The organism is Roseovarius sp. JB2-10 (assembly GCF_055693585.1).
On record NZ_CM146337.1, the window covers coordinates 236189 to 255185 of the forward strand.

Below are 18997 nucleotides of genomic sequence, written 5' to 3' on the forward strand. Positions count from 1 at the left end.
TGACGCGCTGGCTCCCTTGCCGCGGTCGGTCCTGCAGCTTCCTCAAAGTTACTTTAGCAAATTGCCCAAATACCAGCTGTTTTCATTGCTCTGCGAAAATTTAGGATTTCGACGCTTGGGAACGAGGTGCAATTTGACAGGTATTGACGCGATCTGAACGTCCGTTCTTACCATTCAACATGAAACATATCGCAGCTGCAGCGAACGGCAGCTCTCCGCCCGATCTAGGTAGCGAAGCGCAACAAAGGTCCACTATGAGCCCGCTTTGACCGATGAAGCATGAACGGCGGCATTCGATTGCCTAACTCATCCGATCCGTTTCTTGCTGTTTCGACATGGTGCGTTCTAGAGGCGCATGAAACGGGTCGTTCTATCCTCGTTAAATTCACTAGGTGCCAAGGATGCAACTAATGAAAGGCAGGAGCATGGAACTCAAAGACAAAACGATAATCATCACGGGGGCGAGCAGCGGTATTGGCGCGGCAGCAGCACTGTTGTTTGCGCAAGAAGGCGCGAATGTTGTGCTTGGCGCAAGGCGCGACAAGGAGATGAACACCTTGGTCGGGCAAATCACGCAAAGCAATGGGAAAGCAGCCTACCTTGCCGGAGACGTTCAGGATGATGACTATGCAATGGCACTTGTCGCGTTGGCCGAGCAGCGTTTCGGCGGTCTTGATGGTGCTTTCAACAATGCAGGTATGATGGGTGAGATGGCCCCGATTCCTGCGATGGAAGTTCAGAATTGGCAATCTGTCGTTGCAACCAATCTCTCCAGTGCATTTTTTGCGGCCAAAGCGCAGCTTCCCGCGATGCAGAAACCGGGGGGTGGATCGATGGTGTTTACAGGTACGTTTGTTGGGTTCAGCAACGGCGGTATGCCCGGTATGGGAGCCTATGCCGCATCCAAGGCAGGGTTGAACGGATTGGTGCAATCGCTGGCTTCTGAGCACGCAGCTCAAGGTATTCGCATCAACACGATTCTACCGGGAGGCACCAAAACGAATATGGCGGGCGACGATCCGGCTACGCACGAATTCATTGCTGGTTTGCATCCCGTGAAGCGGATGGCGGAGCCGAAAGAGATTGCTCAGGCCGCTCTGTTCTTACTGTCTGACCGATCAAGCTTCGTCACGGGCGCTCCGTTGGCAGTAGATGGCGGCATGGCTACCCGGTTGCTCTAAAGTTCTGCCGTTGGTCAGTGTTTGGCTAACGGCAGCTAAGTCCTGCAATGCAGACCTTTATGCAAATCCATTCGACGACCATTTCTAGACGCGTTTTCATTCCTCTTCATCCAAACCCAAGATAATCTGGCGTTGCGTTTCGGCAGACACGGGCATGTAGGATGACACTGTGACCAAAGCACTTTCGTGCCCCATGTTCTGCGACCATGCTTTGAAGGTCTCACGTGTCTTGCAGACCTTGTCGCCGTGAAGAGCCAGCATGTGGCGAAAGCTATGGGGCGTGTATTCTGGCATCTGGACAGCGGCGAACGCCTCTTTGATGATCTCGCTCAAAGGTCCCGTCGCGGCATAGGGCAGACGTGACAGACCGGCAGTTTGGAACCCGTTCGGGCCACGCACAATCTCGGGCTTTGGAAAGAGGGCGTCTTCTGGGCCAAACAGCAAGTCTTGTTTGAGGTGGTTCAAGTGATCCGCGAAAGCCGCAAAGTAGTCGTTGCCCATCGGAAAGAATGTCGTGTCCATCGTCTTGGCATTCTTAGTGTTCACTTCGCGAGCGTCCTGAAAGACCTGTTTGCGCTCAAGGTCCACATGTTTGACCCTCAATGATGCCGCGGCGGCGATACGCACGCCTGTGAGCACCAAAAAGGCAAAAAGCGCCTTATCCCGCTTTTGGAGGCTTATGGCGCTTGGCATGGCCTGAAACGCCCGCTGTGCCTGTTCTACGCTTGGCACTTGTCGCGGGCGAGGAGTGCGGGCAATGCGTGCGTCTTTCAGGGCATGCTTGAAGTAAACCCAATCCGTGCGGCCTATTGCTTTCTTGTACCCATGTTGACTGGGCATCCACTTGAAAAACTCACGGAGCGCCCGCAATGTGGAGGCAATGGTTGCCGGAGAAAGTGGATTGCCTGTTCGGGCGCTTTTCGCTGACTCCAGCCAGTCCTTGAACGCCATTGCCTGCTCGATCTTGAATTTCTTGAAGGGCTTGCAACCAGTGCTTTCCTCAAACTGCCGGATTGCTGCCATCGCCTTGTCGATGGTCTTGTGATCCAACCCTTCAGCGTGACGCAGATAGCCTTGGTATTCCAGTTTCAGGCGCTCGTTTTGGGTGTCGAATTTTTTCATTTGTTTAGTCTTTCAGTTTGGTGTGCCGATAGGAATTTCTGGCGTGTGTTTCGGGGTAAAAGCATATTGATGACCGGGAACGCGGGCGGGTATTTGGACATGCCGGACCTTACGCGAAGTCCGATCCAAACGAGGCCTCTGAAGCGCGCGTTTAAGTGCAGGATGAACAGGCACACTAGGCTTGCTTCCTTTCACTTATCGCGATGTCCAGAATTTCGCACAGTCGCGGTAAGTCTGATGAACTACAAAACCGCCCGCATTTGGTTTCGCATACTGCGCAAAGCGCGCTTAAACGACCGGTCAATTCAGTTGTGGGCGTGTAGTCGGCCATGCCGCCAAACGCTTCGCGAGGCTCTTTGCATTTCATGCAGTAGAATTGCAGGTCTGACATTGGAGACTTATTGGCGGCCTCCATCTTTTTCAGGAAGTCTATCAAGTCTTCACCGCGTACCAAATACGGGCGTTTGTCGGTGATGATAGGTAATCCCTTACTTCTCCATTTGCGGAACGTGGAGTCTGATGCCCCGGCCAATCGCGCCCCAATCTGGATGGTGTAGACTCGGTCTTTCCGAATGCCGCGTGTTGAATATCGCGCCATTAAGCATGCCCTCCTTGCAAAGGCTCGACGCGGTTTGCGTCGGCCCAGGTGTTCAGGTCAGCACCGCGATAGATGATCTTGCGCCCCAGCTTGTAGTAGGCAGGACCCATGCCCTTGTGCCGCCATTGTGCCAGCTTGGCGCGGTCGCCAATCAGTTTGAGTTCCGGATCACCCGGAAGGTAGTTTCGGTTCTGCTCGAATAACGTTGCCATGTTCCAATCCTTTCTTGTTGGACTGGAACTGTTGGAACACGTCTAATTGGATTGGAAAAAATACAGTATCACGATTGCAGTAAGGTCTTAGCTCTTCGAACTTTTATCCAGCGAACTGAGCAGTCCGCTCATTAGGCACATTGGACGATTGCTGGTGCGTCCTGGCTCCATCATCTGGGCAAGCGAGTTGATAAACGGTTTCAGATCTTCGTCAGTGACTTGCGCAACGGCATATTCGCCATGCGTTCTTACACCGGCTTTGATCTTCAGGAGATTGAACGTTTTCTTGAGCGCTCGGCTGTATGACGTAGAGGGATCACCTGTTATCGCCGCGGTGCCGTATCCAGGTAGTTGTCCTACTTCTCTTGCAAAGAGCTTCGCAAGCCTGATCGCAATTGCGCGGGCATAATAGTCCGGCGCTCTATGGTTGATGTTCCAGAATTTTTCTTCTTGATCGCTCAATTCTTGTTGCCGAGCTTCCAAGGCAGTCCAAAGCTCCAATAAAACAAAGAGCGACGTGTTGTATCCGCCTGTTTCAGCTACGTTCTTTAGAGCAAGGCTTCTTGCATCCTCTATCTCTGCACGAGAGGCCTGATTTTTTAGTTTCTGATCGATTACTGGCCGCAAGCGATCTACCAAGATACATTGATCAGGTGCGTCCTTGTTCGGTGCCAACAAGTGAACCGTTGCGCGGAGATTTTCGACGCACGCTTTGACTGCTTTTTGCTCGTATTGAAATTCGGCTCTGCTATCGTGAGCATTCGGCTTGGTGATGTCGATTGGCGGAATTGGCGGTGCAAGAGCATTCATGTTTGGTTGCCTGGGGCTACGTTTTCCAAACGGCTCGAGCATTTCGTCAACGATTGCATGAAGCTGCTCGCTGATCTCGTGCGGAGTTAACTCATCGGAATTTACTTGCATTAAGGTAAAGTGGTGGCGACCTTACTGTATTACAAGATAGCGCAGTTGATAGCGTCCGATTTGGTTTAGTTGGCAAGAAGGCAAGCGCAGGCCAACCTTCCTGTATTAACTTTTTTCCTTTTTCGGCAAAGAAATCACCTTTGCGTCTGCACCCGCTGCAAAATTCGACCACCGTTCCATCAACGCACGGCGCTTTTCGAGCAGATCCGATCGCGCATAGGCCTGCTCAACCTTCGATCCGATTCGATGCGAGAGGCTCATTTCGGCCACTTCGCGCGGGGCATTGGCCACTTCGGAGGCCCACACCCGGAAGGTGGAGCGGAAGCCGTGCACTGTGACATCCTCGATTTTCATCCGGCGCAGCAACATCAGCATCGACATGTTGGACAACGGCTGGTGGCGCTTCTGGCCTTCAAACACATAGTCGGACTGCATCGCCTTCAGAGGTTCGATGATTGCAAGCATCTCTCCAGTTAAAGGCACGCGGTGTTCCTCACCCGTCTTCATGCGCTCGTCGGGGCAGGTCCACACGCCTTGGTCAAAGTCAATCTCGCCCCATTTCATGCCCAGAACCTCACCGGTGCGCGATCCGGTTAGACAGGTGAACATCAGCGCCTTGGCGGCCATTGCGTTACGGTTACGCAGATCTGCGTAGAACGCAGGCACATCGCGCCAGTCCATTGCCTTGTGGTGTTTGACCTTCTTTTTGACCTTCGGCAGCACACCGGCGTCTTTTATGGCAGTGACCGGGTTCTCACCCTCCCGGAACGCTTTAGCCTTGGCCACATCCAGAACCACCTTGATCCGTTGCATCAAGCGTCGGGCCGTCTCGTGCTTTTCGGTCCAGATCGGCGACAGGCACATCAGCACTTCAGGCTGGCCAATGCTGTTCAGGGGCATCCGCCCGATCTTGGGAAAGGCGTAGTCGCGTAGGGTGTTGATCCATTGCTGGCCATGCTTCGGATTGCTCCAGGTCGGGAGGCGTTCGATATGGACCTGCTGGGCAAATTCTTCAAAGGTTGGGATGTCCTGCTTCATGTTGTAGCGTGGGTTCAAACCCTGCTTGGCCATACGGCGATACTCCAGCGCCCGCTCACGCGCCATGTTGAGCGTCACCACATCAGCCCCGCCCAAACCGTAATCGGTCCGCATCGGTTTGCCCTTACGATTCCGCTGTCCCTTGACCGTCACCCGCACAATCCAGCGCCGCGCGCCGGAGGGATCGACCACCAGATACAAGCCGCCACCATCCCCATGCCGCCCCGGTCCAAGGTTCTCAACCAGCTTCTTTGTCAGCTTTCCAGATAGCGCCGCCATGATTTATACCACATTCCATACCACTCAGTGAACAGATATGGGTATGATCGAAATAAACTCAAGATATAGCGCGAGCGTACTTTCCTCTTGTTAAACAAAGAAAAAGGCCGCTCAAGGCGACCCAAGGAAATTAGAAAAGAATGTATAGTGGCGGAGCCGATGGGATTCGAACCCACGAGACCCTTCCGGGCCTACTCCCTTAGCAGGGGAGCGCCTTCGACCACTCGGCCACAGCTCCGAGGACGCGTATATCCAGAGATTGGCTTTATGCACAAGAGGATTATTGGAATTACGCCGCTGTTGGCAACGCGGGTCGCGGCGTCGCCTCCCTTGATTGACATGGGGCAACCGAGTTCAGCGTAGTTGAAATGCACCCCGCCTCGGCTTCAAGGGTTCAATCACCTTCTGGATGAATTCCCGGAAACAAACCTTTATCGCCCAAGACGCGCGATAAACCTGGAAATTCAAATCCAGAAATTTGGGCAAGCCGACGCCTCTGGCGTTCATTGACTGCTCATTTGCGCAATTTTTTGCTCATCCTGACATGCAAACAGAAAAAAGGGCAAAACGCTTTAGAGCATTCCACCAACCGACAATACAAACCGTGAACAACCCGGAATTGAGCGAAGGAAGGTACAATTATTGCAACTTGTGGTAGGATACGGTCACTCTTCTCAATTAGAGAGGGGATTTTAAGAAGTACTTTTTTAAAAAATGATTGGAGAATTTATGTCTCAGCAACCTCACGGCTTAAGCCGTTACGAAACCCTCGTCAAAACCTGCGCAGACACGCCTCAACCACCGCTTCCGGACACGTTCGGTCGGATTGGGGTGCGCAACAAACTGTCTGGGATTGCATCCAATGGAGAGCCGTTTGGCGCGCAAGCGGTACTGGATGCCTTTGACGACGCGGTAACGAAAATGCGCGACGACACTGATCCCCAAAATCATGACGTTGCAGCAGGCATGACGTTCTTTGGGCAATTCGTTGATCACGACATCACCCTTGATGCGACGTCCGCCATCGGCTCGGTGATTGATCCCGCAACAATACGAAATGTTCGCACGCCATCGTTGGATCTGGATTGCGTCTATGGGGATGGTCCCGAAGCGTCCCCCCATCTTTACCACCCCGATCATCACGGGTTTCTTTTGTTCGGCAACAAAGACAATGCGTTGGATTTGGCCCGCACGCGACAGGGCACAGCACTGATCGGCGATCCTCGCAACGACGAAAACCAGATTGTGTCGCAACTGCAAGGCGCTTTCATCTGCCTGCATAACATCGTGATGACGGCGCTGGAGGCCAAGGATCACATGGCCAAGGACGCGCTGTCCGGTATCTCATCGGACGCCCTGAAGAACTTTGCCAAAGGCGAAGAACCGTTTCAGGCGGCGCGACGTATCTGCCGGCTCCACTATCAGTATCTGGTTGCCCATGATCTGGTTGAAGCATTCGTTGATGCAGATGTTTTGAAACACGTGCGTCACACCTTGTCGCACGGCAATTTGCCGGCCCCCTTTCACGACCACGCGCCGGTGATGCCGATTGAATTTTCCGGCGCGGCGTATCGCTTTGGCCATGGCACGGTACAGTCAAAATACGAACTCAATGATGATCATGGCGCGTTCAACCTGTTTGAATTGGGACGAAAGGAATTTTCCTTCAGACCCGAAAAGTTCAACGTGTCCTTCACGAAGCTTTTTGACTATCCCGGCAATGACAGCTTCCAACGTGCCCGTCCGATTGGCCGGAAAATGGCCGCGTCGATCTTTGAACTTCCCTTCATCAGCGGCACGTTCAACATCGGCGATGTGGTGGTATCAGAAGAACAGAACCGCAAGCTACCCTTACGCAACCTGCTGCGTGACCGTTTGACGTTGGAACTGGCATCTGGCCAACAAATGGCACGTAAGATGGGCGTGCCGGAACTGGCGGCACCCAAAGAGCTGAAGCACCATGGCGTGACCAAAACACCGTTGTGGTATTACTGCCTGCAAGAAGCCGAGAAGCATAAAGGTCGTCTCGGACCTGTCGGTGGCACAATCGTTGCGACAGTGCTCTTGCGGTTGCTTTATCTCGACCCGGAAAGCGTTGTGTGTTCGGCCCATGACTTCAAACCATGGAAAGAACTCGGCGCGTCCGAAGGCGGCAATTATTCAATCGGCCATCTGCTGAAATTTGTTGAAGACAACCGCGGCAAGATTGCGCATGCGGATGATCTGAAAACCTGAAAACTTTTCCCCTTCCGGCCACAAAGTGACAGGTCGGAAGGGACCACATTCCTGTTGAGGTCGGTCGCGTAGAGCTAACCGCAAAACCTCAGGTGTTGAACAGAAAATGTAGTACGTCGCCGTCTTTGACGATGTACGCCTTGCCCTCAGCACGCATTTTTCCGGCTTCTTTCGCGGCCTGTTCCCCGCCCAGGGATACAAAATCATCATAGGCAATGGTTTCAGCCCGGATGAACCCCTTTTCGAAATCGCCGTGGATGACGCCCGCCGCTTTGGGAGCTGAGGTGCCCGTGCGAATGGTCCAGGCCCGCGCTTCTTTTGGGCCAACTGTAAAATATGTTTCGAGATGCAAAAGCTCATACCCTGCCCGGATCAGACGATCGAGGCCCGCCTCGCTCAGGCCCATCTCCTCCAGAAACATCTCGGCTTCATCAGGTTCAAGCTGGCTGATCTCTTCTTCGATCTGCGCCGAGATCACCACGCTCGCCGCTCCTTGTGCCGCCGCCATTTCCGCGACGCGCGCAGAGAACGCATTGCCGTCGGCGGCATTTCCTTCGTCCACGTTGCACACATACAAAATCGGCTTGGTGGTCAACAGCTGCAGACCCGTCCAGGCCTTCATGTCTTCGTCATCGACTTCAACCGTGCGGGCCGGTTGACCGTTTTCCAATGCGGCCATCGCGGCCTTCATCAACCGCTCCTGCTGCACGGCTTCCTTATCGCCGCCGCGTACCTTGCGCACAATGTTCTGAAGCCGCTTTTCAATGCTCTCCATATCGGCCAGCATCAGTTCAGTCTCGATCGTCTCAGCATCTGCCACCGGGTCGACGCGGCCTTCTACATGGGTCACGTCACCATCCTCAAAACAGCGCAATACATGGGCGATTGCATCGACCTCGCGGATATTGGCCAGGAATTGGTTGCCCAGCCCTTCACCCTTGCTCGCGCCCTTCACCAGACCCGCGATATCCACAAATGTCATGCGTGTCGGGATGATCTGTTTCGAGCTCGCAATGGCAGCCAGCTTGTCCAATCGGGCATCGGGAACCGCCACATCACCCACATTGGGTTCAATCGTGCAGAACGGAAAATTCGCCGCCTGTGCCGCCGCTGTCTTGGTCAGCGCGTTGAACAGCGTTGACTTGCCAACATTGGGCAAGCCCACAATCCCCATTTTGAAACCCATGATGCACCTCTCTGATGACGCAGCGCCGCTTCTATGGGCAGGCCGGGCCGGACGCAAGCAACGGTTTCACATCTTAAACGGGTCACTCCTCCAAAGATCGGGTTGTGCCCGAAATTTCAATCGAAGCGCCCCGGCCCTTGCCCGGAACCACCGAAAGTCGCGAAGGATGTCCCATGTCACCGCCCTGAAGGACATCAAACGGGTTTGATTGGATGCCCGCATCCCGCAGATACCCGGCCAAAGCCGCCGCTGCCGCACCCGTCGCCGGGTCTTCGTAGACGCCATGACTTGCAAAGGCATTCCGGCTGAAGATTTGCTCCGGGCTCTTGCGCCAGATCAAGTTGATGGTGACCAAGTCCTGCGCCCGCATCAGCGCGGCACCTGCCTCGAAATCATATTTCATATCGCGCAACAGGGCATGCGTCCGGAGAGGCACAACCAGATGCTGCGCACCGCCATGGGTCATCGCCGCCGGTATGTCATCATCCAGATCGGTATGGTACAACCCAAAGAGGGTCAGAAACGCCTGCAACACACCGGGTTCAAGCGCGGCATAGGATGTTTCAGGCGACACCAGAGTTGCCCCCATCGCGCCCTTTTCCTGAAACGCCACAACAGAAATCCGGGCGTCGTTGAGCGCTAAATCGAATTGCCCAACACCAAAGGCCGCGCCCAATGCGGCACCCAACGCGATCGTGGCATGCCCACAAAACGGGACTTCCGCCAACGGCGCAAAATACCGGACGCGAAAACCGTCCCCCTGCGGGGCGGCGAAAGCGGTTTCGGAAAACCCGACATCTGCTGCAATCTGCTGCATAGTGGCGGCATCGGGCAATTGATCGGTGATAACCACGCCCGCAGGATTGCCACCCGCACCATCAAGCGCAAACGAGGCCAGTCGCTGAATATTCATGTCCACCCTTCTCGGCTATGATATCCAAAGCATGAAACGCCATGGCCTGCTTCTGCAAATCGTATTTTGTGTTGTGGGTCATTCCGGATGCAGATTGTTCCACTGATATTTCAGAAGTCGCCATTGATTTTCCCCGCGCCCTGTCGCAAAGGAGAGGCAACTAGACAGGATTGAGACATGACACGTATCGACGCGAAATTCGCTGAACTGAACGCCGCCGGCAAAAAGGCATTCGTTTCCTATGTCATGGCGGGCGACCCGGATTACGATACGGCGTTGGAGATCGTCAAAGGTCTGCCCGAGGCAGGTGTTGACGTGATTGAACTGGGCCTGCCGTTCACAGATCCGATGGCGGATGGCCCAACCATTCAGCTGGCAGGTCAACGCGCGCTGGAAGCGGGCATGACGCTGGACCGTACGCTGGAGATGGCCACTGAATTTCGCAAAGACGATGACACAACGCCGATCGTGCTGATGGGATATTACAACCCGATCTATAACAGAGGTGTCGATCAGTTCCTGGCCGATGCCAAGGCCGCGGGTATTGATGGTTTGATCGTGGTAGACCTGCCGCCTGAAGAAGACGATGAGCTGTGCATTCCCGCCCAAAACGCAGGTTTGAATTTTATCCGCCTGGCCACGCCGACGACAGATGACAAACGCCTGCCCAAAGTGCTGCAAAATACCAGTGGTTTTGTCTACTATGTTTCGATCACCGGGATCACCGGCGCAGCGGAGGCCGAAGCGGGCGATGTGGGCCCCGAGGTCGCGCGGATCAAAGCGGCGACCGACCTGCCAGTTATCGTGGGCTTTGGCATCAATACGCCCGAAAAATCACGCGCCATCGCCACCGTGGCCGACGGCGCCGTGGTGGGCAGCGCAATCGTTAGCCAGATCGCACAGGGCAAGTCACCCGCCGACGTGCTGGCCTTTGTAAAGACGTTGGCCGATGGGGCGCATTCAGTTTAACGCCACCCGACGTCAGAGACGAAGCCACGTCAGGATTTTTTGAGCTGCTGTTGCCGCTGGCATAGTGGAATTGTCTAACCTCAGATATTTCGCATAAGGCAACTCGCCGTCGTAAGAATTCAAACGGTGTTTCTCATGGCCTTGAAGCAAACTCTGATCTGAAAACTCAAAATCCCGTTTTGAGGGTTTGTGTTTCAGTCGATTTGCCGATCTGTTTCTCTTCAGCCGCTCCTCGAGACCAGCTTCAAGTTCCACCCAGAACACCTCGGCGTCGTTGTCTTCGAAAATTCTGGCGATGCCCTCCATGTACTCCCTTTCGCCCTCGGCCTCGAATTGCCAGACGAACGTCAGGATATATCCCTCCTGTTCACTCTGGGCGAAGGCTTTGAAAAACGCCTGGCGAACCTCATGCACCAATCGGCGACCAGCGGGGTCGTTGTAACTGAAATAAGGGCGAACCAACTCAATCGGCACATGATTGTGGAAAAGCTTCAGACCCGAAATCTTTTCGAGTTCCTGCCCAACGGTCATCTTCCCGACAGCATGCGGACCTATGATAATCACAACTTTCATAGTCTTACGTCCAATCCAATTCTCCGCACCGAATGTGCCGACAAAATGATCTAATGGTCAGATCACGGTATCATCGAAAACCGCTCTCTCAAGGAAAGCTTTCATCTTTGGAACACATGGACAATTCGCAACGGATTGTATATTGGTGAATTAATTTTACCAATTTTACCGAACTGAACGCACCATGCCTGTGATCACCAATATAGAAGACCTCAAGCGTATCTACGCCCGTCGCACCCCGCGGATGTTCTATGACTATTGCGAAAGCGGCAGCTGGACCGAGCAGACGTTCCGCGAAAATACCAGTGATTTCAGTGATATACACTTAAGACAGCGTATCGCCGTGGATATGTCCAATCGCTCAACCGCCAGCCAGATGATCGGCCATGATGTGTCGATGCCCGTAGGTCTGGCACCGGTGGGCCTGACCGGCATGCAATGCGCCGATGGTGAGATCAAGGCCGCCCGCGCCGCCGAGGCTTTTGGTGTTCCTTACACCCTGTCGACCATGTCGATCTGCTCAATCGAAGATGTCGCCGACAACACGTCCAAACCGTTCTGGATGCAGGTCTACACGCTCAAAGACGATGATTTCATGCAACGGCTCTTTGATCGGGCCAAGGCCGCCAAGTGCTCGGCGGCCGTGATCACCGTCGATCTGCAAGTGCTTGGGCAGCGCCACAAGGATCTGAAAAACGGCCTGTCGGCGCCGCCCAAACTGACGGTCAAATCCGTGGCCAACATGATGACGAAGGTGCATTGGGGTCTTGGGATGCTGGGCACCAAACGGCGGTTCTTCGGCAACATCGTAGGCCATGCCAAGGGCGTGAGCGACCCGAGCTCGCTGACCACATGGACAGCAGAGGCATTTGACGAAGCGCTTGATTGGGACCGCATCCGCCAGTTCCGCAAAATGTGGGACGGGCCGCTCATCATCAAGGGCATCATCGACCTGCGCGACGCGCTGGAGGCGCTCAACGTGGGCGCGGATGCGATCATCGTCTCGAACCATGGCGGACGGCAATTGGACGGAGCTTTGTCAGCCATCCGTGCCCTGCCCCAGATCATGGATGCCGTGGGCGACAAGATCGAGGTGCATCTCGATAGCGGTATCCGTTCGGGTCAGGACGTGCTCAAGGCCGTCGCGATGGGCGCCAAGGGGACGTATATTGGCCGCGCATATGTCTATGGCCTGGGCGCCATGGGCGAGGCAGGCGTGACCAAGGCGCTGGAGATCATCCACAGGGAACTGGACGTATCAATGGCCTTTTGCGGGCACCGTAACATCACGGATGTCGACCGTGATATCCTGATGATCCCGCGGGATTTCTCGGACCGCTGGCAATAAAGGTCTGAAACCACGATTTTAGACCTTTTCTCAGGGAAAAATCCGGTCTATACGCGCGTCTTCACGTGGGGCTACAGCCTTGGAGGAGCCCCACCCTAACATTTGGAGAATTCAAAATGGCTGGAGAAATTCCTGATCTTCACGCCCAGGAACGCACGGGGACGGGCAAGGGCGCCGCTCGTGCAGCACGCCGCGAAGGCATGGTTCCGGGGATCGTTTTTGGGGGCGACACAGATCCGCTGCCGATCAACGTACCGTTCAACAAACTGCTCAAAGCTCTGAAGGCCGGTCGCTTCAAGTCGACGCTCTTCAACCTGAAGGTTGATGGCCATGACGACGTCCGCGTGATCTGCCGTGACGTTCAGCGCGATGTCGTCAAAGACCTGCCCACACATCTTGACCTGATGCGCCTGCGCCGGACGACCAAGATCAACCTCTTTATCCCCGTTGAGTTCATCAACGAAGAAGACTGCCCCGCCCTGCGTGCCGGCGGCGTTCTGACCGTTGTGCGTAACGAGGTGGAGTTGATCGTGACCGCGAGCGACATTCCCGAGCAGCTGACCGTGGACTTGTCGAAGGTTGAGAACATCGGTGACACGGTAACGATCTCGGATATCGAGATCCCTGCCGGTGCCAAGCTGACAATCACGGATCGTGACTTCATGATCTGCAACGTCTCGGCACCATCCGCACTGAAATCTTCGGATGACGAGGAAGAAGAAGTGGATGCAGGTGATGTGCCAGTCGCAGGCGAAGAAGAAGCCGGCGACGCGGAGGCCGAAGGCGGCGAAGAATAACGCCACCCCTTCAAACGCTGACAATAGAAAACGTGGCCCTGACCGGGGCGGCGTTTTTTTGCTCAATGAGGTGCGGGAGACCGCAGGTGATTGATTCCACCGCGCCCTTTGCATAGACCTGCCCCAAACAGACGCAGGGCTTTGTGAGATGCAACTCATTGTAGGCTTGGGAAATCCCGGAGCCAAATATCTGAAAAACCGCCATAATATTGGATTTATGGCCGTTGATCAGATTGCCGATGATCATGGGTTTTCGCCGTGGAAGTCAAAATTCCAGGGTAAGATTTCTGAGGGCAAATTGGGCCAGGAGAAAATCCTGCTGCTCAAACCCGAGACATTTATGAACCTCAGCGGTCAATCGGTTGGTGAAGCAATGCGGTTCTACAAGCTCGGCCCCGAGGAGGTCACCGTCATCCATGACGAAATTGACCTGGCGCCGCGCAAGCTACGAGTAAAGCAAGGTGGCGGCCATGCCGGGCATAACGGCTTGCGCTCCATTCACCAACATATTGGCGACAGCTACCATCGCATCCGTCTGGGTGTGGGACATCCCGGCCGCAAGGAACTGGTGCCGCATTACGTACTCCAGGATTTTGCGAAATCCGATGCTGAGTGGGTGGATGATCTGCTGCGGGGCATCAGTGACGGCGCGGTGCATCTGGCCGAAGGTGCCGCCGACAAATTCCAAAATGCGGTGGCACAACGGACGGCTCCTGCGCGTTCTTCAACGTCACCATCCAAGCGGACCGCCTCGGATTCAAAGGGCTCAAAGCCGAAAGAAAAGGCACAGGAACCCGAGACACCGCAGCAGGCGGACGACCGTTCTGCGATGCAGCGGTTGCTGGACAAATTCCGGTAACGGGCTGCACTTTTCGTGGATCGGCCTGCACATTGCCGCGGCCGTATAACCGCGCTACCTTCAAAAGTGCAGGAGGCAATAGACCATGGACAAAGACCCCGCGCTCAACGTTCTGGGCGGCACACTTGAACTCTGCTCAAACGATCCGGTAACGGGCTTTTTCCGTGATGGTCATTGCAACACCTGCGCCGATGATCGCGGGAGCCACACGGTTTGCGCCTTGATGACGGCCGAATTTCTGGCTTTTTCGAAATATGTCGGAAATGACCTGAGCACCCCACATCCGGAATTCGGGTTTGCGGGTCTGAAACCAGGAGATCAATGGTGCCTTTGCGCCGCACGGTTCCTGCAAGCCCATGACGAAGGCTGTGCGCCACAAGTTCGGCTGGAGGCCACGCATCAGCGCGCGCTCGACATCGTGCCCCTGCATATATTGCAACAAAACGCACCGGCATAATCGACCGAATTACAATCATTGCGTGTATTTTTCGATTCGCATGCTCGCTAAAGAAGGCAGTCTACCTGACTTATCCGGCCAACAGATCAGCCCAAAACCCGCGGAAATCACCGATTTTCAACTGAAAACAGATAATTTCCAATGTGCGAACGATCCAAAACCAGAGCGATTTGCGGTCACTTTTGTCCTAAATTCAGGATTTTCCCTGGGTTTCAACGAAACAGTTAACCAGTTTTCCAAGCTTTCCTTGATCCAAGAGCCGAACTGTTGCGAAATTGCGAACACCAAAGTTTACTCGAATTTTTCGAAAAACAGGACGATCCTATTTAAGGGACTAGCAATGCTTAAATTTAGTCACAATATAAGGTCATCGAAGGATAGCGGCAGAAAGCACATGCTCAAAAATTGTTCCGCAATAGTAACGAGTGTGACTAGGAATATGAGTATTAAGTTGTTTGTAGAGCGCGTGTTTTCTGTCCGCAATTTCTGCGTCATGGCGTTGGATAGTATATTGTTCCAGACGCCTTGCAGGGTCGAAGCCCGGCAGCGTGTGTCCCCTTCAGATGAGTGGTTGATGAGTAATAAAAGCGAATGAACGGGCGTGTGTGTGCCCGGGGGACGCGTGAAAAATGGGAAAGGCCTTCGTTAGGAGTTGGTGGGAAATCCTGACAGGAGTTGTTGTAAAAGTATGAGTACTTCGTTTGATGAACGACCCGACACCGCGGCATTATCGCATGGGTGTCGTGAAATAGAAGGTGAGCCAAAACCCGGTATCGAAAATACCGTGGATGATGCGATTTACAAAGTATTGGTCGAGCAGAGGCGCGAAATTAACCGGCGCAACCTGCCCGATCTTGGTGAGTAACGAGTTACCGCAATATATGCAGCCAATGGCCGGATCGGTGTACCTCAATGTACCGATCCGGCCGTTTTTTTGGGGGCACCCGGTTGAAGACCTGAGGGGTCTGGCGGGAAGACCGTTGTGATCTTCCCGCCCTGCCCTCAATCGCGCAGTCGTACGATATCGGTCATCAGACCTTCTGTCCCGTTGTGGACAGTCAGCCGTTCGACTTTGCCAGCGATGCTTTCCAGCGCCTCCAGCTCTTTCAGCCGCAGCATGACCGGGTTCTCAGCCATGACTTTGGCCGTGTTCAGAAGCGAACGGGTTGCGTTCGTTTCTTCCCGCCGACGGATGACGTTGGCCTCGGCCTCTTTTTCGGCCGCAACCACCGAGGTCAGGATCTCACGCATCTCACCGGGCAGGATCACGTCTTTCAACGCGATTTCACCCACTTCGATACCGATCCCGGCCATTTCCGACCGCACGCTCGCTGCCGCCTCGGCGTCAACGGAGGTTTTCTCCGCCAACAGCCGGTCCAACGTCAGCGCGCCCAAGGTTTTCCGGAACGCCAACTGCAGCGCCCGGTGCAACGCCTCGTCAAAATCGCGCACCGTAGTGACAGCTTTGACAGGGTCAGTCACGCGGTACCCCGCAGTCAGGTTGACCCGAATTGTGACACGGTCTTTGGTCAGGATTTCCTGCCCAGTAACCTCATGTGTCCGCAACCGCAGATCAACATGCTTGACCGAAACGTGCCGCCCCAGTTTCCAGAACCCGTGGGTTCCAGGCGCAAGCGTTTCGCGCAGAACGCCATCGATGCTGAGCAACCCCACATGCCCTTCGGCCACTTCCGTGGTCGAAAACGCGGTGGTCAGTCCCACCCGAACCAACCGGTTGGCCAGATCGGGCGCAACACGCAACGTGTCACCAACCGCGTGGGTTTCAACGTCCCAAGGGCCTGCATCCGTCCACAGGACAAGATGCGTGTCGGGAAGAACGACATCTGCAGGAACACCGTCACGCAATACGATCAGCACCTCATCCGTGCCCGCCCGTATTTCGGTCAGATGCGCCTCGGCCAGATAGGGCCGTTCGCGGAACAGCGCCCGCTCGTAGGGCGAGGTGAAACGGAGACTTCCCAGATCATGGGTCTCGCGCAGAAGGTTCCGGCTCTTGAGCCGATGCTCCCCCGCGCGCAGGATGTTGTCGATCCGGCCATTGCGAAGCACCAGAACACGTTCGCGTTCTGTAACGGTGATCCGCTCATAGCCCATCAGCCGGTCGATCAATGTCATCAATATCATATCTCGTCTCCTTTTCGTCTTTTCCTATCGTCGTCGCAAAGCGATCTCCTTGAGGTTTTTCAATGGGTTGGACCGGAATGGCCGCAGGTGTTGAGCCCACAAGATGCGGGCAGTGAAAGGCGCCGGGGCCGCCCCGCGCCATGGTGAAGCACGGGATTGGAGAGAGAGGGCGCACGGTAGTACGACGCGCTTTGCAGAATCGAAATCCGGCATCGCGGGTGGCGCTACGGCACAACCGTCATCCCCGCTCCGGCGCTTAACCAGAGCAACGGCGGGCTTTTGTCCCGTTCCCCCAAGAGAGAAAAAGACGCCGGGCCACCCCTGCTGAGGCAACCCCGGAACCCAATTTTGAGCCGTTTTTCTACGGCAAGGAGGGGAGTCGAACCCCAGACACTCTCGCGTCTTTACCTTGTGTCAAATGACGGGAATTGAACCCGCTACACATCGATTAAGCGTCGATTGCTCTACCAAATGAGCTACATTTGCATTGGCGTGAAAGGCCAAGCCCTGTCCGTCTTGGCGCGGCCCTGGCATACGGTATCGGCAGTGCCGCCCGCACCGGGAGAGAGATCACCTCTGCCCGCTAGGGTCCGATCCATCTGGTCGGGAGGGCAGTGATAGCGGTAACGAAACGAGTCGCTCAACATGGCCAATACCCGCGCAAAACGCTCGTGATAAATGCGCAACAAAATTACCTGTTCGCGCAACAAATGAAAAGATGTCTGGAGCCTAATGCCCCGGGAGCAGCGCAAAGCCAGCCCAAACCGAAACAATCTTCGGGAGGTAAATTGGGCTGGCAGCGGGGCGGCATTCACCGCCCCGAAAAATCAGTCCGCTTCTTCCATGCCAAAGCCCAAATGCTTGGCGACGGTGAAAATATCCTTGTCACCGCGCCCGCACATGTTCATGCAGATCAGATGATCGCTCGGCAGCTCCGGCGCGATCTTCATCACATGCGCCAGTGCATGGCTCGGCTCAAGCGCCGGAATGATACCTTCCTGCAAACAACACAGCTGGAAGGCTTCCAGCGCCTCTTTGTCGGTGATCGATACGTATTTCGCACGGCCGATTTCGTGCAGCCACGAATGTTCCGGCCCGATACCGGGGTAATCCAGACCGGCTGAAATCGAATAGCCTTCCAGAATTTGCCCATCATCGTCTTGCAGAAGATATGTCCGATTGCCGTGCAACACACCCGGACGTCCACCGGTCAGCGAGGCACAGTGTTCCATCTTCTGGTTCACACCCTTACCCCCTGCCTCAACGCCGATGATGTTGACCTCTTTGTCATCCAGAAACGGGAAAAATAGGCCCATTGCGTTCGACCCGCCACCAATTGCAGCGATAATCGTGTCCGGCAACCGGCCTTCTGCCGCCATCATCTGTTCTTTGGCTTCCTTGCCGATAATGGCCTGAAAATCACGAACCATCGCCGGATACGGGTGCGGACCGGCCACCGTGCCGATGCAGTAAAACGTATCGCGCACATTGGTGACCCAATCGCGCAGCGCATCATTCATGGCATCCTTGAGCGTGCCGCGTCCAGACGTAACCGGCACGACCTCGGCCCCCAAAAGGCGCATGCGGAACACGTTTGGTTTCTGCCGCTCCACATCATGCGCGCCCATATAGACCACGCAATTCAGGCCGAACTTGGCGCAAACGGTGGCCGTGGCCACACCGTGCTGACCAGCGCCGGTTTCGGCAATGATCCGGGTCTTGCCCATGCGTCGCGCCAGAATGATCTGGCCTAGCACGTTATTGATCTTATGCGCACCGGTGTGGTTCAGCTCGTCCCGCTTGAGGTAGATCTTGGCCCCACCCAGATGGCTGGTCAGGCGGTCCGCATAATAAAGCGGTGACGGGCGGCCCACATAATGCGTCCACAGATCATGCATCTCCGCCCAGAAGCTTTCATCCGTCTTGGCGTTCTCATATTGCGCCTCAAGTTCGAGGATCAGCGGCATCAGTGTTTCTGACACAAACCGCCCGCCAAAATCGCCAAAACGCCCTTTTTCATCAGGGCCGGTCATGAAGCTGTTGAATAAATCGTTCATCGGATGCGCCTTTCGGATGGCATGGCAGTCGTTCCCCCGTGAATATGGTGCGTTGGTGGGATTTTCCAGCGAAAAGGCGGCGTCAAAGCTGATTCCGAGCCTTGCCG

At 55.0% G+C, this 18997-nt stretch carries 17 protein-coding genes and 2 tRNA genes; 8 read left to right on the plus strand and 11 right to left on the minus strand.

Annotated elements, in window-relative coordinates; genetic code table 11:
- Nucleotides 1–425: 425 nt before the first annotated feature.
- Nucleotides 426–1181 carry an SDR family oxidoreductase gene (locus ACZ1HJ_RS01140; protein ID WP_472720537.1) on the plus strand — a complete coding sequence of 252 codons (756 nt, stop codon included), beginning with the start codon at nt 426–428 and terminating at the stop codon, nt 1179–1181.
- Between the two features lie 96 nt (nt 1182–1277).
- On the opposite strand, the gene ACZ1HJ_RS01145 is transcribed toward ACZ1HJ_RS01140, so the two are convergent.
- From ACZ1HJ_RS01145 to ACZ1HJ_RS01165, 5 genes are all read right to left on the minus strand, one after another.
- Nucleotides 1278–2303: a tyrosine-type recombinase/integrase gene (locus tag ACZ1HJ_RS01145; RefSeq protein WP_472720538.1), complete on the minus strand. Its 1026-nt coding sequence runs from the start codon at nt 2301–2303 to the stop codon at nt 1278–1280.
- A gap of 597 nt (nt 2304–2900) precedes the next feature.
- Nucleotides 2901–3113 carry a MerR family transcriptional regulator gene (locus ACZ1HJ_RS01150; RefSeq protein WP_472720539.1) on the minus strand — a complete coding sequence of 71 codons (213 nt, stop codon included), beginning with the start codon at nt 3111–3113 and terminating at the stop codon, nt 2901–2903.
- Between the two features lie 87 nt (nt 3114–3200).
- Nucleotides 3201–3923 (minus strand): hypothetical protein, encoded by a 723-nt coding sequence (locus ACZ1HJ_RS01155; RefSeq protein ID WP_472720540.1) that lies wholly within the window; start codon nt 3921–3923, stop codon nt 3201–3203.
- 216 nt (nt 3924–4139) lie between these two features.
- The gene (locus ACZ1HJ_RS01160; protein ID WP_472720541.1) at nt 4140–5351 is read right to left on the minus strand and encodes a tyrosine-type recombinase/integrase; all 1212 of its coding nucleotides are present in this window, start codon (nt 5349–5351) and stop codon (nt 4140–4142) included.
- A gap of 148 nt (nt 5352–5499) precedes the next feature.
- Nucleotides 5500–5589 (minus strand) — tRNA-Ser (locus tag ACZ1HJ_RS01165).
- Between the two features lie 491 nt (nt 5590–6080).
- Here ACZ1HJ_RS01165 and ACZ1HJ_RS01170 point away from each other — a divergent pair.
- Nucleotides 6081–7586 carry a peroxidase family protein gene (locus ACZ1HJ_RS01170; RefSeq protein WP_472720542.1) on the plus strand — a complete coding sequence of 502 codons (1506 nt, stop codon included), beginning with the start codon at nt 6081–6083 and terminating at the stop codon, nt 7584–7586.
- Nucleotides 7587–7674: 88 nt separating this feature from the next.
- On the opposite strand, the gene ychF is transcribed toward ACZ1HJ_RS01170, so the two are convergent.
- The gene (gene ychF / locus ACZ1HJ_RS01175) at nt 7675–8772 is read right to left on the minus strand and encodes a redox-regulated ATPase YchF (protein WP_472720543.1); all 1098 of its coding nucleotides are present in this window, start codon (nt 8770–8772) and stop codon (nt 7675–7677) included.
- An 82-nt stretch (nt 8773–8854) separates the two neighbouring features.
- Nucleotides 8855–9685 carry a PhzF family phenazine biosynthesis protein gene (locus ACZ1HJ_RS01180; protein WP_472720544.1) on the minus strand — a complete coding sequence of 277 codons (831 nt, stop codon included), beginning with the start codon at nt 9683–9685 and terminating at the stop codon, nt 8855–8857.
- Nucleotides 9686–9862: 177 nt separating this feature from the next.
- Here ACZ1HJ_RS01180 and trpA point away from each other — a divergent pair, with 177 nt between their 5' ends.
- Nucleotides 9863–10654 (plus strand): tryptophan synthase subunit alpha, encoded by a 792-nt coding sequence (gene trpA, locus ACZ1HJ_RS01185; protein WP_472720545.1) that lies wholly within the window; start codon nt 9863–9865, stop codon nt 10652–10654.
- 12 nt (nt 10655–10666) lie between these two features.
- Here the strand turns inward: trpA and ACZ1HJ_RS01190 are convergent, their stop codons facing one another.
- Nucleotides 10667–11227 (minus strand): DEAD/DEAH box helicase family protein, encoded by a 561-nt coding sequence (locus ACZ1HJ_RS01190; RefSeq protein ID WP_472720546.1) that lies wholly within the window; start codon nt 11225–11227, stop codon nt 10667–10669.
- Between the two features lie 184 nt (nt 11228–11411).
- On the opposite strand from ACZ1HJ_RS01190, the gene ACZ1HJ_RS01195 reads away from it, so the two are divergent.
- From ACZ1HJ_RS01195 to ACZ1HJ_RS01215, 5 genes are all read left to right on the plus strand, one after another.
- Entirely contained in the window at nt 11412–12575 is a 1164-nt protein-coding gene (locus ACZ1HJ_RS01195) for an alpha-hydroxy acid oxidase (protein WP_472720547.1), read from the plus strand.
- A gap of 116 nt (nt 12576–12691) precedes the next feature.
- Nucleotides 12692–13372, plus strand: a complete 681-nt coding sequence (locus ACZ1HJ_RS01200; protein WP_472720548.1) for a 50S ribosomal protein L25/general stress protein Ctc — start codon at nt 12692–12694, stop codon at nt 13370–13372.
- A 148-nt stretch (nt 13373–13520) separates the two neighbouring features.
- Complete coding sequence (gene pth / locus ACZ1HJ_RS01205; RefSeq protein WP_472720549.1) at nt 13521–14231, plus strand: aminoacyl-tRNA hydrolase; 711 nt, start codon at nt 13521–13523, stop codon at nt 14229–14231.
- 85 nt (nt 14232–14316) lie between these two features.
- Complete coding sequence (locus tag ACZ1HJ_RS01210; protein WP_472720550.1) at nt 14317–14688, plus strand: DUF2237 family protein; 372 nt, start codon at nt 14317–14319, stop codon at nt 14686–14688.
- 688 nt (nt 14689–15376) lie between these two features.
- Nucleotides 15377–15553: a hypothetical protein gene (locus ACZ1HJ_RS01215; protein ID WP_472720551.1), complete on the plus strand. Its 177-nt coding sequence runs from the start codon at nt 15377–15379 to the stop codon at nt 15551–15553.
- Nucleotides 15554–15690: 137 nt separating this feature from the next.
- Here the strand turns inward: ACZ1HJ_RS01215 and ACZ1HJ_RS01220 are convergent, their stop codons facing one another.
- From ACZ1HJ_RS01220 to trpB, 3 genes are all read right to left on the minus strand, one after another.
- On the minus strand, nt 15691–16833 hold the full coding sequence (locus ACZ1HJ_RS01220) for a slipin family protein (protein WP_472720552.1): 1143 nt from the start codon (nt 16831–16833) through the stop codon (nt 15691–15693).
- A 412-nt stretch (nt 16834–17245) separates the two neighbouring features.
- Nucleotides 17246–17319: transfer RNA gene (locus tag ACZ1HJ_RS01225), tRNA-Lys, on the minus strand.
- Nucleotides 17320–17660: 341 nt separating this feature from the next.
- Nucleotides 17661–18890: a tryptophan synthase subunit beta gene (trpB, locus tag ACZ1HJ_RS01230; protein ID WP_472720553.1), complete on the minus strand. Its 1230-nt coding sequence runs from the start codon at nt 18888–18890 to the stop codon at nt 17661–17663.
- Between the last annotated feature and the right edge of the window lie 107 nt (nt 18891–18997).

What these genes read in the sequence shown, in the direction of transcription:
- ACZ1HJ_RS01140 (WP_472720537.1), top strand. Translation starts at nt 426, where the DNA reads ATGGAACTCAAAGACAAAACGATAATCATCACGGGGGCGAGCAGCGGT.
- ACZ1HJ_RS01145 (WP_472720538.1), bottom strand. Translation starts at nt 2,303, where the DNA reads ATGAAAAAATTCGACACCCAAAACGAGCGCCTGAAACTGGAATACCAA.
- ACZ1HJ_RS01150 (WP_472720539.1), bottom strand. Translation starts at nt 3,113, where the DNA reads ATGGCAACGTTATTCGAGCAGAACCGAAACTACCTTCCGGGTGATCCG.
- ACZ1HJ_RS01155 (WP_472720540.1), bottom strand. Translation starts at nt 3,923, where the DNA reads ATGAATGCTCTTGCACCGCCAATTCCGCCAATCGACATCACCAAGCCG.
- ACZ1HJ_RS01160 (WP_472720541.1), bottom strand. Translation starts at nt 5,351, where the DNA reads ATGGCGGCGCTATCTGGAAAGCTGACAAAGAAGCTGGTTGAGAACCTT.
- ACZ1HJ_RS01170 (WP_472720542.1), top strand. Translation starts at nt 6,081, where the DNA reads ATGTCTCAGCAACCTCACGGCTTAAGCCGTTACGAAACCCTCGTCAAA.
- ychF (WP_472720543.1), bottom strand. Translation starts at nt 8,772, where the DNA reads ATGGGTTTCAAAATGGGGATTGTGGGCTTGCCCAATGTTGGCAAGTCA.
- ACZ1HJ_RS01180 (WP_472720544.1), bottom strand. Translation starts at nt 9,685, where the DNA reads ATGAATATTCAGCGACTGGCCTCGTTTGCGCTTGATGGTGCGGGTGGC.
- trpA (WP_472720545.1), top strand. Translation starts at nt 9,863, where the DNA reads ATGACACGTATCGACGCGAAATTCGCTGAACTGAACGCCGCCGGCAAA.
- ACZ1HJ_RS01190 (WP_472720546.1), bottom strand. Translation starts at nt 11,227, where the DNA reads ATGAAAGTTGTGATTATCATAGGTCCGCATGCTGTCGGGAAGATGACC.
- ACZ1HJ_RS01195 (WP_472720547.1), top strand. Translation starts at nt 11,412, where the DNA reads ATGCCTGTGATCACCAATATAGAAGACCTCAAGCGTATCTACGCCCGT.
- ACZ1HJ_RS01200 (WP_472720548.1), top strand. Translation starts at nt 12,692, where the DNA reads ATGGCTGGAGAAATTCCTGATCTTCACGCCCAGGAACGCACGGGGACG.
- pth (WP_472720549.1), top strand. Translation starts at nt 13,521, where the DNA reads ATGCAACTCATTGTAGGCTTGGGAAATCCCGGAGCCAAATATCTGAAA.
- ACZ1HJ_RS01210 (WP_472720550.1), top strand. Translation starts at nt 14,317, where the DNA reads ATGGACAAAGACCCCGCGCTCAACGTTCTGGGCGGCACACTTGAACTC.
- ACZ1HJ_RS01215 (WP_472720551.1), top strand. Translation starts at nt 15,377, where the DNA reads ATGAGTACTTCGTTTGATGAACGACCCGACACCGCGGCATTATCGCAT.
- ACZ1HJ_RS01220 (WP_472720552.1), bottom strand. Translation starts at nt 16,833, where the DNA reads ATGATATTGATGACATTGATCGACCGGCTGATGGGCTATGAGCGGATC.
- trpB (WP_472720553.1), bottom strand. Translation starts at nt 18,890, where the DNA reads ATGAACGATTTATTCAACAGCTTCATGACCGGCCCTGATGAAAAAGGG.